The sequence below is a fragment of the Mesorhizobium sp. M0016 genome (assembly GCF_040324035.1).
Lineage (GTDB): Bacteria > Pseudomonadota > Alphaproteobacteria > Rhizobiales > Rhizobiaceae > Mesorhizobium.
This window is the reverse complement of the sequence record NZ_JAMYVM010000038.1, coordinates 22,470-37,568: the sequence shown is the minus strand read 5'-3', so window position 1 is coordinate 37,568 and position 15,099 is coordinate 22,470. Positions and strand designations below refer to the sequence as shown.

11 protein-coding genes are annotated in these 15,099 nt (G+C 56.0%); 5 read left to right on the top strand and 6 right to left on the bottom strand.

Annotated features, from left to right (window positions below; genetic code table 11):
* The 4 genes from NKJ88_RS31450 to NKJ88_RS31435 all read right to left on the bottom strand — a co-directional run.
* The coding region (locus NKJ88_RS31450) for a WD40 repeat domain-containing protein (RefSeq protein ID WP_352446789.1) at positions 1-2,639 on the bottom strand (2,639 nt) is incomplete at its 3' end.
* Between the two features lie 436 nt (positions 2,640-3,075).
* Entirely contained in the window at positions 3,076-3,813 is a 738-nt protein-coding gene (locus tag NKJ88_RS31445; RefSeq protein ID WP_352446787.1) for a lysozyme, read from the bottom strand.
* A 27-nt stretch (positions 3,814-3,840) separates the two neighbouring features.
* Positions 3,841-5,913, bottom strand: coding sequence for a caspase family protein (locus NKJ88_RS31440; RefSeq protein ID WP_352446786.1), 2,073 nt, complete (start codon positions 5,911-5,913; stop codon positions 3,841-3,843).
* A 70-nt stretch (positions 5,914-5,983) separates the two neighbouring features.
* A complete protein-coding gene (locus NKJ88_RS31435) occupies positions 5,984-7,126 on the bottom strand; it encodes a hypothetical protein (RefSeq protein ID WP_352446785.1) in 1,143 nt (380 codons plus the stop codon).
* Positions 7,127-7,633: 507 nt separating this feature from the next.
* Between NKJ88_RS31435 and NKJ88_RS31430 the strand changes: the two genes are divergently transcribed.
* From NKJ88_RS31430 to NKJ88_RS31415, 4 genes are all read left to right on the top strand, one after another.
* Positions 7,634-8,911, top strand: coding sequence for a hypothetical protein (locus tag NKJ88_RS31430; protein WP_352446784.1), 1,278 nt, complete (start codon positions 7,634-7,636; stop codon positions 8,909-8,911).
* Positions 8,908-9,225: a hypothetical protein gene (locus NKJ88_RS31425; RefSeq protein ID WP_352446783.1), complete on the top strand. Its 318-nt coding sequence runs from the start codon at positions 8,908-8,910 to the stop codon at positions 9,223-9,225. Before NKJ88_RS31430 ends, NKJ88_RS31425 begins: the two co-directional genes overlap by 4 nt.
* 607 nt (positions 9,226-9,832) lie before the next feature.
* Positions 9,833-10,006, top strand: coding sequence for a hypothetical protein (locus NKJ88_RS31420; protein WP_352446782.1), 174 nt, complete (start codon positions 9,833-9,835; stop codon positions 10,004-10,006).
* 1,123 nt (positions 10,007-11,129) lie between these two features.
* The gene (locus tag NKJ88_RS31415; RefSeq protein WP_352446781.1) at positions 11,130-11,471 is read left to right on the top strand and encodes a DnaJ domain-containing protein; all 342 of its coding nucleotides are present in this window, start codon (positions 11,130-11,132) and stop codon (positions 11,469-11,471) included.
* Between the two features lie 307 nt (positions 11,472-11,778).
* Here NKJ88_RS31415 and NKJ88_RS31410 read toward each other — a convergent pair whose 3' ends face one another.
* Both NKJ88_RS31410 and NKJ88_RS31405 read right to left on the bottom strand, forming a co-directional pair.
* Entirely contained in the window at positions 11,779-12,102 is a 324-nt protein-coding gene (locus NKJ88_RS31410; RefSeq protein ID WP_352446780.1) for a hypothetical protein, read from the bottom strand.
* A 94-nt stretch (positions 12,103-12,196) separates the two neighbouring features.
* A complete protein-coding gene (locus NKJ88_RS31405; RefSeq protein WP_352446779.1) occupies positions 12,197-12,442 on the bottom strand; it encodes a hypothetical protein in 246 nt (81 codons plus the stop codon).
* A gap of 858 nt (positions 12,443-13,300) precedes the next feature.
* Between NKJ88_RS31405 and NKJ88_RS31400 the strand changes: the two genes are divergently transcribed.
* On the top strand, positions 13,301-15,091 hold the full coding sequence (locus tag NKJ88_RS31400) for a glycosyltransferase (RefSeq protein ID WP_352446778.1): 1,791 nt from the start codon (positions 13,301-13,303) through the stop codon (positions 15,089-15,091).
* Positions 15,092-15,099: the final 8 nt, after the last annotated feature.

Sequence of the window (15,099 nt, the reverse complement as noted above, 5' to 3'; positions counted from 1 at the left end):
TCGTTCTCGTACTCGTTCACCCCCACCGTCACCACATAGGCTCGTGGCCTGGCTGGAACGGCTATGTCCTGCGGCACCGTGTAGCCATCAGCGGGAACCCTGTCTTCATTGACGTTCCTGAACCCTCGATAGGTCGCCGTCACGCTCTTCACCCGGTCCTCGTTGAAGGCATAAGCCGTGAATGCTACCTTCCTCCCCCTGTCGCGGCCGGCCAGCCGCACCGGGAAGACATGAGATACCATAGTCTCTCCGGCCGGCATCACTACGCGGGAGGCACGGCGCCAGGCATCGATATCGTCGCCGACCGTTGCATCTTCCTTCGGCTCCGGCCACTGCCCTATCATCTGGCCATCACGGAACAGCCGCACATCATACACGCCGGTGCTGGTCCGGCCATTCGGCTGCGAGGCATCAACCTTGCCTGAAGCCTCAACCTCCACCAGAGCAACATCAGGCGTCGGCCCAGCCTTCACACTCACAATCCGCACATCCGGCTGGATCCGGTTCAGCTCGACCAGCGAGCGCACCGGCGTAAACGCCTCCCTGCACGCATCAGCGTTCTTCCCGCTCGTCTCCGCCTCGTGGCACGCAAGCAAACGCCCAAGGAGGTTCGGCTCGTAATAATCCCGCATGAATGTCTCGGGGAGAAGTACTTTAAAGGGATCATCCCCGACTATCCAACTGACCAAGGGCATAGATTCCAAGCTTGATGAGTCAAATCGCCCGCCAGCGTCAAAAGTCATCCAACAGGATCTAAGTGTTGGCCGATTTACGCCATCTGGCTCGTCATCGACATGCCCGATCTCCGCGCCGCCCGGGCACGTATTTTCTTGTCCCAGTACGATAGTCTGAATTATCACCCCGCTATGGAGGTCCCAAATCTTGACCGCTCCATCAGCGCTCGCCGATATCAGTAAACTTCCGTCAACAGAGGTACTCAAAGAATAAATTCGCGATACGTGCCCAAACAATGACTTCTCTATTTTATCTTTCATGTAATCAAAAATTGCGATCTCGCCATCGTCCTTGCCGATTGCCAATCGCGTGCTGTTTGGAAGAAACGTGGCTGCAAGAATAGGAAGATCCAACGTTCTAAGCTTCCGCCCCGTTCTTACATCCCATAGGCTAAAACCCTCGGCAGGGCTGACCGCAACTATCTTGGAACCATCTGACGAAAAGGCGACCCCTCCAATGTTACCCGAGGCGCTGGCAAGGGTTCGAATATGCCGGCGAGTTTTTGCGTTCCAAAGGGACAGCGTTTTTCGGGTCTCATCCGAGACAGCTATCATCAGCGCGTCCGAAGAGATCGCCACGCAGCGGCGGCTATCAGAGCCAACCCTGTCCAAAACGACGTGAGAGCCGGAGTCGACGTCCCATATCAGTACCCGGCCTGCCTCGTCCGTTGTTACCAGGTCATGGGTTCCGGGAAGGAACAGCTGAGCCGCGCCATAGCATGCATCATGCTTGTCGGAACTGCCCTTCCGAAGATGGAGAGCAAAGTCGGTGTCAGCATTCCAGACACGCAGTCCAGCCATCGAATCGGTAACCAGCAGGTGACCATCTGACGACAGCGCCATCGACCCTGGATATATCGGACCCCTACCCAAGCTTTCGAACACACCCGCACCCTTGTCGTTGCGCCAAAGCGCGATGGGTCCTGCCCGGGGCGCCAGCACTAGGTGCTCTCCAGAGTGAGAAAATGCCGCGGAGCCGACTGGGTCGATCGAGGCTCCTATCGTCCTCTCAGGAGAGCCAGCATTGACATCCAGTAGGACTATTGGGATGGAACCTCGAGATCCAACGGCCAGAACCGTCGGCTCCGCTGGGGAGAAATCCAGCGACTCAATTGATCCATCCAAGGCGACGGTGCGCAACAACGCTAGACTGTTCGCATCTCTAAATTCAACGGTCCCGAGGCGATCCCCAAGAGCTATATATTTTCCATCAGATGACATCCGGGAAATCGTTGGCACGTTACCCAGAATCGGAACTCTGGCGATCACCCGGTTACTTGTATCCCTGATTGATATGCCTTTATCAGAGGTGACGAGTATCTTTTCGGCAACTCTCGAAAATGCGATGGTGGTGATGCCCTCTCCCAATTCGAGAACGTCATTCCTTTTTTCCGTCGTGTTAAAATATAGAATCCTGCCAGATCCCGAATCGGTTGCGACCCATTCTGATTGGCCTTCGACTAAATCGTAATGCATCTCGCCGGTATCAAGGTAAAATTTCCTAGTTCCACTAGCAAGATCAAATATCTCGATACCGCCGTTCTCGGCCGCGCCCACTTCCCTGCCATCAGAAGAAATTACAACGGAATAAAATTCGCGACTTTTACTTTGATTCTGAGCCACGAACTCCCTAATCAGCCTGCCAGCCCCCAAATCCCATAGTATCAGTCTGCCGTCGGCACCGCCGGTCACAGCAGCTGTGCCGTCATTGGCGAAGGCCAGGGAACTTATTGGCGCTCCCGATACATCGTCGAAATTGCTGGAAATTGTACGCAAGAGACGACCTGACACGACGCTCCACAGGCGGACACTTGGGTCTCCATAACCGCCAACGGTGGCAAGTAGCTTTCCGTCCGGGGAAAAGGTTACGAATGACGCATAATTAATCGGTCGCAAGTTCGGCATCAGTGCAACGGAATCGTTAGGTCCGGCGCGGCCATGCTGCGCAAATATACCGCCAAATAGCGCAGTAATGATAGCAAATTGGAGAGCCTTACAAATAGCTTCCAGATATGCTTTCAGCATGACGTTCATCATCGGGAAGGTCGCAATCCGACCGTTGGTGAAAGCTGCACCGACCTCCTCCCAAGCTGTTCACAACTCATCCTCGCAAATTAATACGCTGCCGTTGCCACACGTCGCAGGAGAAGCAGCCGGCGAGGATGCCCTCGTCACAGGCAGTTCGAAGTCGCCCGGCTTTCACCGGGCGCACCTTTAGGATCCAGCGTCCAACGCGCGTCACATTGCAACGGATCCAGCCGACGCATTATGACTCTTTGCCTTACGCTGCTTCAAGACCGTTTGCTGCGCATTTGGGCCGCATGCATTAGTTTGGCAGTTTCTACCCAGGAATATCAACATCGAGAGGAGACAAATCCTCACCGGGTATGGGAGCCGGCTTTGGAATTGGATGCCCGTCGAAAAATACCTTGATTTCGTCATCACGGCGGTTCTTCAGGCCTTTCAGCTCAACTCCGGCCGCGCGCGTCCATCTGCCAAACTGTTCCGGAACGCGCTCGAATTGTTTCCTCTTGACGACTGCCAGCAAGGTCGATTTTTTGAAATTGGCGCCCCCGACGTTAAACGTGAAGTCTACCAGAGCAGCAAACTGACCATCGTCAAGGTCTTTGGGAACAGCCAGTTGGACGGTGATCTGGGCCTTCGCCATGTCCTCGATGAGGAGCTCCTCTCCTCTTTTGGCCGAAATGCCGTTCAAGAACTCCTGCTCATTTCCTGTGCCATCACATCTCTGCTTCTTGAGAAGGTGACCGTATCCGACGGTGCAGTAACCAACGGCATCATTATAGCGCTTCGGAACCCAACCCTCCCACTTCTTGGTCATCTCTATGCCCGGGCGGTACACCTTTCGCAGTACCACCCCCTGTGGAAGCACATCTCTCGTATCTTCCTGAAGAATTCCGGGCGCGCGCTTGTCCTTCAGATCCTCCACCGGCTCATCAGCTCGTGAATATGATGCCGCGGCAAACGTCGCACAAAGTGCCAGGAGAACACCTCTTGACCAAAAATGACCGATCGCAACTCGCGGCCGTTCCGAGCGCGTTTTCATGAACACTGTCATTGCCTGTCCTCTTCCTGATTTGACCAGTTACGGTAGAATTTCGATGTCCATGCGAACCGTCGTCCAGGAATCAAGATCAAGATCCGGGACCTGGGCAGCGTCTTTGAAGCCAGGATTGGAAAGGCCATCAAGGAGCCAGCCGAGGGGGCCTACGTCTTTTCCCTTTATGATACCAGGTTCTTCCAGGAAACGGACATTGACTGGTGTTGTCGTGGCGAGGACCACGTAAGATTCCAAGCCGTTAGGAGGTCCTGCCCTCAATGCCGGCTTTGTGGATATCGTGGCTCCTGCCTGCAATTTTTCCCCTGAAGCGGCGTCACCCAGAACAGAGACGGAACCACTGGTTCCCAGGCCAATAATCGAGAAATACAGGTCCTGCGTTCCTGTATTGGCAATTCTGAATCGGAAATATTCCCCGACCCGCACAGGCTCAATGCCCGATGAGACCACAGGGACTTCGCTCTCCACGGTCGTTTTGCCGCTCTCCGTCTTGACTTTAACACGTACGAGGGAAATCCCGAGGGATCCGGCCAACGGCGAGACCCTGTTTGCCAACACGCGCAAGTTTTCTTGCCGCGCGATCTTCTCGAGTGCATCGACAATCCCGTCGACTGCAGAGCCGTCATTGGTTGCTGACACATGGTAGTCATGCATCGCCCCAACCTGATCGCGTGGAGTGATATAGTACACCTTTTCGCAATCTGAGGTAAGAGACGTCTTGTCCTCCATCGGGATAAGCTTGCCCTTGTCCATACAACCCATGGCGACTGATACAGTCGCCAGGTTTTCGCTCTGCTCGTTTCTGATCAGCGCGTTGTCGCGCAGCTGGTCGCCGAGCGCAGCCTTTATGGGCATGGCGGTCCCTACACCCAGCGTTGAAGGCGGATTGGCGACAGCCACGGCAAGCTTCTGCTCAACCGAATATGGCGACACAATGCGCACTTTCGACAAAGTCGATACAGGTTCCGTTGGGGTCTTCACCAATTGGGCGGTCGAGGATTTTAGGTCGGCGGAAGTCACTATGGCACTCGCTATTTTTCCATCTTCGCCAACCAACTTAGTTGCCTTGCCGGAATACACGGCAAGAAGGGCGCCCGGCTGAACACCCTGGGCCTGACCGGCTGCCACAGAAATACTGTCCTGTTTCACATCGGTAACCGCGATGAAAGGCATCTGCCGTGTTCCGATACCGCCAAACACCACCCTGTCGAAGTCCCCTTCGGCCTGTGGGCGCTGCGAGGGCGCGCGCTTCTGGACATACCTTTCCGTCTCCATAACCGCTTCGCGGTATGTCAGTCGCGGCGATCGTTCAAGCGTCTGGACCAGATAGTAGGTCAGCAAACCATCGTACCGTTGGGCGCCTTCGACATCGACGAGATCTTCATTCGAGACCTCGTCTGCCAATGAGCCGGCAATAACCGAATACACTCTCCCGGCATCTGCAATCGAGGTAGCACCCTTGCCCCCCTTGGGAGACGGCGCCGGGCCTTTCAATAGCCGAGCGTCGAGAGGTGCCTGGCGGGCGACGATTGCAGGGTCTTTTGAAACGGTACCCGAGTGACAGCTGTCGAATACCAGGACAATGTTTTTGGTGTACTGCTTCAGGTCGTTGAGCCACCCCTCGATCTCATCGTCGCGTATGTCGGCCCCCCCAGGGCCGCGACTGTCCTGCGCCAGTATCGTTTCGTCATAGCCATCTCCCTCGTCGCCGTTGTCATCAACGGCTAGGGAGCCATGACCGCTGAAGTAGAACAGGAAAGTTGCGTCGGGATACCGCTTTGCTTTGTCGATCAACTGGTCAACGAAGGCCTGACGAATCGCTGCGTGCGTGGCCTGGGTGTCGAGCAGAATCATGAAATGATCGGTGTCGCCTGGAACGCCATAGGTACCCGTCAGCAGGTCCTTCATAAGGGCAACGTCGTTTGCTGTACCCTTAAGATCCGATGCGTTGTACGCTGAACCGTCGGTCTTGGCATAATTGTTGATCCCGACAAGAAGCGCGAAAATGCTAGGATCCTCTGCGGCTGCCGTATGGATGCCAGTAACAAAAAGCAGGAGCACAATCAGCCCCCGCTGGAACAATTTGCGCTTCGTAAACATGCTCTTGCTCCATGTGAAGAACTAGCACACTTTGATGGCCGGGCGTGTGGGCCAACGGCAGGTCTGACCGCTACTGCGCAGGCCAGTCTTCGGCACCAAGCTGCAGATTAAGCGCAGCCAGGTCTTCAACAAGATCCCCCCTCCCACACTTGGCCCCGTCCTTGTATCGCGACAGCTCGGTATGGAAACTGCGCAGGAACGACCAGTAGAGGAGCGCCGCGTCCCTTGAGGTGACGAACTTGTTCAGCCTGGTCCTCAGAGACGCACAACTGTCCCGGATTTCGGTTTCGGATGCCGGCTTCGGCGATCCAATGGTCGATCCCTCTGCAATCGCTTTAACGAACACGCCGACCCTGTCGGTCCCCGCAGCTATCAGGTCGATTACAGGCGCCCTGGCAGCGCCGACACCACTCTTCACTTCAGTCAATGGCAAGCTAAAATTGGAAATCTTGAATCCGATGGGCGAAAAGTTTGTTGGCAATTGCGAGTTTAACGTCTTCAAATATATATTAACTTTAAAATTTGAACCATTATATCTAAGTTGATTTGCGAATCCCTCATCGAGCAATGTAAATGCGCCGGTCGTATTGTCGACAATTGATACATCTGTGTATTTGCTAAGGATCTTGGTAAGGATTGTCGCGAATGGAGCGTAGGCCTCCGAGACTGCCTGAACGCCGGGCGAAAGCCCTGCCAGCGAGGCAGTTTTCGCCAGCTGCGACAACTCGGTCAGCAAAGACATATCGACTGACGTATTGGAGCTATAGCGAACCTTCATTGAGATTGATATTCTATTGGTATCCGAGTCTACGACAATGTCGTCGACGAGAACTCCGTTCCTGTTGATAACAATGTTCGATTTCTCAGATGTTGTTATAAACAGGAATTTGCTCGATTCCCATGTCGCAGACATGATTGGCTCGGTGGCAATCATCTTGTCACCAATAGCCACATCCAGGCTTACAATATAGTTTCCTGATTTGTTTTGAAACCTCGATTTAATCAACGATTGCAGAAACGCTGACGCAGACTGACTTCTCGCAGCGCCGTCTTTTCCAGCGAACGCAAAATCGTATGATACGAGCCCGTAAACCAGCCGTGGCTCAACATCAGCGAAGCTTGGGCGCGTAACAGCAGTAAACTCGTCAGCATTCGAGATAGTTGATTGTGAAAGCACCAGAACAAGGCCGGCAATCAGTCGCCTGAAACCCATATCACCCCCCAGAAATTCCTTGAAGCATACTCCCTATTTCAATGCTTAGGAAGGACATCGCCTTTCATTTTGCAGAATTAACGCTGCGATTGACGGAGATCACATGGGAGAGGGAATACTTCAATGGGTGACCACAACGATTTCGGCCCGTTACCTCCCAAAATCAAACAGTGCCAGGGTTGGGCGTGCCTTCTGACGTCCTCGATAAGGGTCGGATCGATGATTGGATCTTTGGTGGACTTCTTGCCAGCCAGGATGCCTAGTCGAGACTGGCACGCGTGGATCGGCATATACGAGCCGCTCCTTCATCGTCACGCCGCCTTAGCCATCGCCGAGATTTTCTTGAAATTTGCCTCGACACTTCGTGTTGACTGCACCGCCATATCGAGCGCAAGTCAGTCTCATGAATTGTCGAAGGAATCAGCGTTCATCGGAATATTATATTCAAGGTCCTTCTAATGATGCATTTCTTTTTCGTGACGAAATATTGGAGATGGTGACCTTAGGATGAGTGCTTTATTATTTTCTGACTTCAATTCAACAGTTGCCGAGCCACTGGCCCGTCGCTCTCTAGTGCGAAACGCAGCGCCTGCCTCAGGCCAAGCGCCAGGTTCGAACGCTCTGTCGCAGCATGCTAATGACGAGCGTTGGCTACAAGATCTCCTGTTTCGCCATCCCGCGTTGATCGTGGCCGACCGCCTTGATGGCGGCTTGGGCGAAGTCGTGCCCTTATGTCGGAAACTTGCCATTCCTCGTGCAGGCGCGACAGTCTTCGCGGATGTTCTGGGCGTGGCCAGGACCGGCCGACTGGTCATCATCGAGTGCAAGCTTTGGCGCAACCCGCAGGCCCGTCGGGAGGTGTTGGCGCAGATCTTGGAATATGCCGCGCTGCTGCGACGCTGGAGTTTTGGCGATCTGACCGCAGGGATAAAACGCAAGCTGGCAACCCGTGAGCCGAACCCGATCTTTGCGGCGGCGAAGCTTCGGTGGCCAGAGCTTGAAGAGGCTCCTTTTGTCGATGCCGTGACGCGGTCGCTAAGACTGGGTGACTTTCAGCTCATTATCGCCGGAGATGGCATACGCTCGGATACACACGCGATTGCCGAGCATCTAAATTCGCAAGGCGCCGGCCTGGCGCAACTGACATTGCTTGAGATCCAGCTTTGGCAGGCGGCATCGGGAGCCATTGTCGTGGTGCCAATCGTGCCACTGCGTACCGAGGTCCTTCAGCAGAGAGTTCTGATCAACGGGGATGGCATGCCGCTCCAATTGGAGACCCAAACGGTAGGCGCTACCCAAGCCGACGAGAGTATGGAGCGCGTTGTCGATCCAGACCGAGTCAATCGGCGCGGGATCAATCGCTCGTTTTGGCAACGGTTCATTGATCAAGTTCAATTCGACCACGCCGACCAACTGGCTCCGCGGCATGGCGGCGACAATTGGGTCAGGGTTCCCTTGCCCGAGCCACTCGGCTGGCTGACTGCCTTTCGATTGACCGGCACCAGGGCCGAGGTCGGCCTGTTCCTGACCTTCCGGGACGAGGATGGCCAGATCCTCTTTGGCGAGTTCAACAGCAACATCGCAGAACTGCGTGCTGAAAGCGGCCTTGACCTGGTCGCGCGATTGAAAACTGACGCCCCATTTTACGCCGAACTCGGCGTGTTCAGACCGCGATCGGACTTCGCAGGCGATGAGCAGCAACTCGACTGGCTCTGTGATTCGGCGAATCAATTTGTCTCACTGACCCGGCCTCGGCTCAGCGTGCTGGCGGAAGCTGCAGAATGACACGGCTTCTCAATTGGGAGCGACTGGTCTTAAAGGGCGACTTCTCGGCGATGCCCTCGCCCTTCGAGTGGGATCAGTCAGGGCGATTTGCGCATTTCCTGAATGGGTATGAGGTCGTCGGAGGAATGGACGCTCTTGCCGGCCTTGCCATCGGAATGTCGGAGCAAGCTCGCAAGATTGGCAAATGGGACGGCAGCGCGCTCAACCTTTGGCTCTGTCTGTTCTTCCAGAATCGAGCGCATCGTCATATGGGCTCCGAACATAGCGACCCGATACTGGACGAACTTTTTTGGAAAGCCATGCCCAGGCAGTAATCCTCGATCTGCGAGATCAGACAGCAGGAACTCGCCGCACAAGCGTTTCAGATGGAATTAAAGGGATTTCGCCGCACCGATTTCCGTCGCCCCCGGCAATTGTTCCTGAAGCGCTCGCCACTCATCAGCGAACTCGCATTCAACGGCTGCCATGGCGTCAGTGGTGAGCTCCGCCAGGTTCCGCCGCCGTCCAGCACTGTGCCGCGCACAAGGCGATGGAGCGGGGCTTCGTTGTCATTAGCGGTCGTAGCCAAACCTAATCAATCTATAAACCGAGCGACGGGCCGCTCCGCCTTCACGGCGCGAGCGGCGCGGGGTACTTCGGGACAGCCGAAGAATCGCCAGCAGCCATTTTCAGGGCGTTGCCGCTATTTGCCTCTAGGAAGCGACCGAGAAAGAAGGCTCCCACGTGGCGCAGCACGATAGGTCGGCTGTCCAGTGCTACTCTGGGCGCCGCGATTTCGCGCTTCAGATAGATCGCAGGATCTCGGAAAGCCTCACGATCCAGCGGTCTTTCCTTCGCAACGTGAAGGCGAGCGACAGAGGCTGACCGCGCCGTCCAGCACGGCCGACGCGCTGTCGATAGTTAGCGATCGAGGGCGGGACGTTGGCCATCATAACGCCGTTCACCGAGCCCTTCCTCAATGCTGATTTCACTACCAAGACCGGCTTTGCGGTGACGCTGGACTGCGCGGTTGCGGGGCCCGGTAAGCACCTCGCCGAAATCGAGTTCATCAGCAACCGGACGTGGACTCCTGTTGATGGCTTAGTGGTCGACTAGCTATTTTATCGCTTGAAGGAGACACTGCCCAATGAAGGACGCCTTGCCCTACCTGTCGATCGTCTCCAGTTTTCTCGCCGCCGGGCTTGGTATCCTGCCGCGACGATTCCCATCAGAGACAGCATAGATGACATGATGCCGGACATCGGACGGCAGGTGAAAGTGGGCAAGCTTTGCGGCAGTCGCGGCCGGCGTATCCGTCATGCTGCAAGCGGTGGATAGGCTTTGGCAGTAGCCTTCTACATCGCCGCAATCGGAGTCGTGATGCTCCCTGGCGGTCTGACGCTACCGGCAGCGCGACATGTCTTAAGCGGGGGAGCGGCCAGCTGGTCGAGCGTCTAGCCTAGTTTGGTAAATGCGCAAGAGTACGTCGCGAGCAGTCTCGGCGCGTTCTCGCGTGCAGCCCATAAGTATTTTTCCGCCCAAGGTTGCGGGCTCGTCGGCAACGTCATCCCATACCATCCAAGCGCCGGCCGGATCGAGAATGCAACTAAATCTATCTGGGCTTTCTTCCATTGACCCATCCCCAATGGGTGGGAGCGTTCCATTATTTTAGCAATCGCGCAAGTAATGACCGGCGCGACACCACTACTTCGTTTGGTTAAAGCTAATTGCAGTGCAGAGGAAAGCCTAGCGTACTATTTGAATGGCATTTTATTAAAATGCCCTTCAAATCAGTATTTGCGGAGTGAGAGGCTAATGCCTCTTCGGCGCACTGTGCCATGGTAGGCTGCTGTTGTTTGGTGCGTGGCGCAGCATCCCGTCCGCTTCACGGTGTTTGGCGGCGAGATTTCAATTCCGCGGCAATTTGTGGATCTCCAATCTTACGGGTCCGCCCCGATCGCAGTAGGTGCAGAACAAGGCCCTCTCGACCGAACTGAAAAGCGCGCCCTTGCGTAACCGTCCAGGCGCTTGGTCGCCTGATGGTCGATGCTGGCACGGTCCAGATGGTGAAGAAATACCGCCGGCCGAAGGGAACGGAGCCGCTGCTGCAGAAGCCTGCCTAGCTGGTGCCAAAGGTCGGCTCGCGAGTTCAAGCGGGCTTGCTTTCGCGCCTCACCGGCGCCGATGCTTTCTCCAGGGAAATAGCGTAATTCAATATATGCGACGGGGGGACTTCTTGATGTTCGTCGACCTGTACGAAACGCTGGAGATCAGCCCAAACGCCAACTCGGAAACAGTGGAGCGTGTATTCCGCTATCTTGCGATGCGCTATCATCCAGACAATCAACAGACTGGTGATGAAGCCCGCTTCAGCGAATTGGTGGAAGCCCATAATACGCTTAAAGATCCGGTCAAGCGGGCGCAATATGACGTTGCGTATAAAGAGCATGCCGGCCTTCGTCGCGAGTTGACCGAGGAAGCCGGCAACAAGAAAGGCTTGGGGCGGGATTCGGAGATCAAATCCAAGCTGCTCTCGCTGCTTTACACAAAACGCCGGCACGAGGTCGGATCCAACCATTAGGCTCCTGGACCATACTTCCCAGTGAAACAAACCGAGCCGGGGCTCACTGTTTCTTCCGGCCAGGCCCGGCGCGTACTTGGCGGAGCCCAGCTACGGTGCCGGGCCACTTAAAACGGCTACCAAACCCACGTAGTTCGGAACTTCTGCTTTGGAAGCGAGGAAGCGGTGCACGGTCTCTATGGGCCGGGGCTCATGGAGGGGAAGGCGCTTTCATCACTACGCGCAATTGCATCTGGTCGATGGTTGCGACGATGGCAGCCGCCAGCGCTTCGGCCTCATCCGGCGGAGATGTATTATCTGACTTTTCTCAGTGCGCCATCAAGAAGGCCTTACAGGCAGGTGACAATTGATTGATCCTGCCTACGAGATCGCATTTACCGATCGGTGTTGATGGGCAAACCCGTTTGTAGTCGCGATTGCATGCCTTGCCCTGGAAAGATTTGAAAGTTTTTACTTGCTTCACGCTAGTTCCGCTGGCTGGAACTATGCCGGGACCAGTGTCCATCGCGCCATCCTTGCCACCCTTGCCACCCTTGCCGCCGCCTCCTTTTGCAGAGGCGATGCTAGAAAGGGCCGCGTATGCGAAAGTTGCACTCATCATGGAAAGCAGTGCACGACGTGATGTAGACATTGTTCAGTCTCCCCTTTTTTATTTTCTCCTTACCTAATTTAGCACAGGCTAACAGGAAATCATATTGGGCCGGTTTATAGAAATTCCTTCTTTGCTAAAAACGCGGAAGCATCGTCAGGACGGCCACCAGGCCAGCCCCTGAATGACGGCGCTCGGCAGTGAATGCGAGGTGATGGGCGGTCATCAAGAACCCTCTTTCCCGCCGGTCAGCACCGTCATGAGCGGCTTGGGGGTTCTCGACAACAGTGGCGACGACATCGCCATTCATTGTTGCTGAAAGGAAGGGCCGCACCTGTTCGAGAATGTCAGCCATGATCTGGTCTGCGCCGTCGCCGCGCATGACCGCATCCTGGAAAGCGCAGCAAAGGAACCATTGGAAATGGGCCTAGGGAACTCAGCGACGTCACGATCAAACACGCGGAATCCGAAGTGGTTCATTCGGCGACGAAGCGTCGAATCGCCGAATTGTCGGAGGAAGTCCAGGCGGCGAACACACGAGGGCTTGAGACCGAGCGTATCCGCACGGCGCTCGCTGATGAGCTCGCACAGCTCAGCGACTCACTATCGGCTGAACGGCATGCCACCAATGCCGAACGGGTCAAAGTCGCCGAGCTTCTCGCGGCTGCCAACCTGGCTGCCCTTGATCACTCACGGCAGATCCAGGCGCTACATGAGGAGTTTCGGGTCGGTCGCGAACCCGTAAAGGACACCAGCGAGTTCCTTGCCGGCCGTTCGCCAATCGCAAGACACGGCGAGGTGCGGAGCAATTCCGCCAAAGACGAGGAGATCGCAACGCTGCGAACCCTCCTTCAGGCGCGCGACGACGGTATCGCCTGGCTGCAGGGCGAGATCCAAGTCCTAGCCGGCGAGTACGAGCGGCGACGTACCAGCTTCCGCATTCTCTTGGCTGACCTGATCATCCTGATCCGGCGTAGATGGCCCTGGCTCCGGGGCATCGGAAAGGTCCTCCTTCCGCGTCGTCTACGTTTCAGGATACTATCCCGGGCGAATTCCTCGCCACTCCTGACGCTCGTAAATCGCGCCGGTGGTCAACCGCGGGCCGTCATGGCTCCAAGTGTTGCCAGGGCTGGGACACCGGGCGCGCCCCCGCCAGCAGCGGAGCACGCCGGCCCTCCTAGACATAGTATGCTTCGCCAACATCGCTTGGTCAGCGCGTTACCAGCGTCCTCAGCAGCTAATGTCGAACCTCGCTGCCCGCGGCTACCGCGTGTTCTATATCGTACCCTCGCGCACGCCTCCATCGGGCCGGGATTACGACCTCATGGAGGTTGCGAACGGCGTGTTCGAGGTCTCATTGCGAGCCGACGGAGTGCAGGATTTCTACAGCAAATCTATGAGCCGTGAGAACCAGGCCACCTTTGGGGAAGCGATGTCGGCACTCGCGCGCGATCTCAGGATTAAAACGGCGATCACTGTCGTCCACCTCACATACTGGACACCGCTCGCACTCGCGTTGCGGACGTCCCGCGGGTGGCACGTGCAGTACGATTGCATGGACGAGTGGGACAATTTCCCGAACATTGGCCGCGACCTTCTCCGTGAGGAGGAGGCGCTTGTTCGTGAAGCCGACCTCGTGACGGTCACAGCGGCCCTGCTACAGGATAAGTGGCAAGTCAAGGCGCGCCGTTGCGTCCTTGTTCGCAATGGGGTGAACTACGCGTTTTTCCAAGAGCGGTGCGTTCATAACGATCTCTTGGCAAGCATGAAGGCCCCGATCATCGGCTACTATGGTGCGCTCGCCGAATGGCTCGATTTCGAGCTAATCGCTGCTGTGGCCCGCCAGCGTCCCGACTGGTCCTTCGTTTTGATCGGCGATGAATTCTCCACGGACCTGGCTGGCCTCGACAGCCTGCCAAACGTGCATCTGCTTGGACTGCGTCCGTACAGTGAGATGCCTCGATACCTCTATTGGTTCGACGCATGTTTGATTCCGTTCCGGGTCTACAACGTCACGCATGCCGTCGACCCGGTGAAGTTCTACGAATACATGAGCGCCGGAAAGCCTGTAATCGCGACGCCGACCGCTGAACTCCAAGTCTACAAGGACTATCTCTCATTCGCGGCCACTCCTGATGAGACAGTGCAGGCCATAGAAGCCGCGCTTTCCCATAGCGACCAGGCGCTGTCCCGTCGCCGACGGGAACTGGCAAAAGCTAATGACTGGTCCGAACGGGTGGACGCCACGCTAACGGCTCTCCGTCACGGCTTTCCAGTGGTGTCGATCATTGTTGTTACTTACAACAACATCGATCTCACTAAGGCCTGCATCGACAGCTTGATCCGGAACACCACTTACCCGAATTACGAGATCATCGTGGTCGACAACGCGTCGGAAGACGGAACGCAGTCCTACCTTAGACAACTATCCGGCTTGGAGATGCCCGTCAGGATCGAGCTCAATCGGGATAACCGCGGGTTCGCTGCCGCAAACAATCAAGGCCTGCGTATAGCGACTGGCGACGTACTCGTTCTTCTGAATAACGACACCCTCGTGCCGAAGGGATGGCTCGACCCCCTCATTCGTCACCTCGAAGACCCATCTGTCGGCCTTGTCGGTCCTGTCACCAACGAGATCGGCAACGAAGCGAAAATCCCGGTGGACTATCTAGACACGGAAGGCATGGAGGCGTTTGCTGATAAGAATGCGGCTCGTCACGCCGGTCAATCCTTCGACATTCCAATGTTAGCGATGTTCTGCGTCGCGATGCGTCGTGACACGATGGAGCTTGTGGGACCACTCGACGAGGCATTCGGGTTGGGGCTGTTCGAGGACGATGATTATTCGCGCCGCATTCATGAAAAGGGCTTGCGCACAATCTGTGCGGAAGACGCCTTCGTTCATCATATTGGTGGCGCAAGCTTCACCAAGCTCCCGCAGGCGGAATACGCCGAACTCTGGCAGCGCAATCAAGCCCACTTCGAAAGTAAGTGGGGCGGGTGGACGCCTCACCGCCACCGTGATGTATGAGCCAACTT

Bases quoted from the DNA above. Each gene is read 5' to 3' on its own strand.
- NKJ88_RS31445 (WP_352446787.1), bottom strand. From the start codon at position 3,813: ATGACAGTGTTCATGAAAACGCGCTCGGAACGGCCGCGAGTTGCGATC.
- NKJ88_RS31440 (WP_352446786.1), bottom strand. From the start codon at position 5,913: ATGTTTACGAAGCGCAAATTGTTCCAGCGGGGGCTGATTGTGCTCCTG.
- NKJ88_RS31435 (WP_352446785.1), bottom strand. From the start codon at position 7,126: ATGGGTTTCAGGCGACTGATTGCCGGCCTTGTTCTGGTGCTTTCACAA.
- NKJ88_RS31430 (WP_352446784.1), top strand. From the start codon at position 7,634: ATGAGTGCTTTATTATTTTCTGACTTCAATTCAACAGTTGCCGAGCCA.
- NKJ88_RS31425 (WP_352446783.1), top strand. From the start codon at position 8,908: ATGACACGGCTTCTCAATTGGGAGCGACTGGTCTTAAAGGGCGACTTC.
- NKJ88_RS31415 (WP_352446781.1), top strand. From the start codon at position 11,130: ATGTTCGTCGACCTGTACGAAACGCTGGAGATCAGCCCAAACGCCAAC.
- NKJ88_RS31410 (WP_352446780.1), bottom strand. From the start codon at position 12,102: ATGTCTACATCACGTCGTGCACTGCTTTCCATGATGAGTGCAACTTTC.
- NKJ88_RS31405 (WP_352446779.1), bottom strand. From the start codon at position 12,442: ATGCGCGGCGACGGCGCAGACCAGATCATGGCTGACATTCTCGAACAG.
- NKJ88_RS31400 (WP_352446778.1), top strand. From the start codon at position 13,301: ATGTCGAACCTCGCTGCCCGCGGCTACCGCGTGTTCTATATCGTACCC.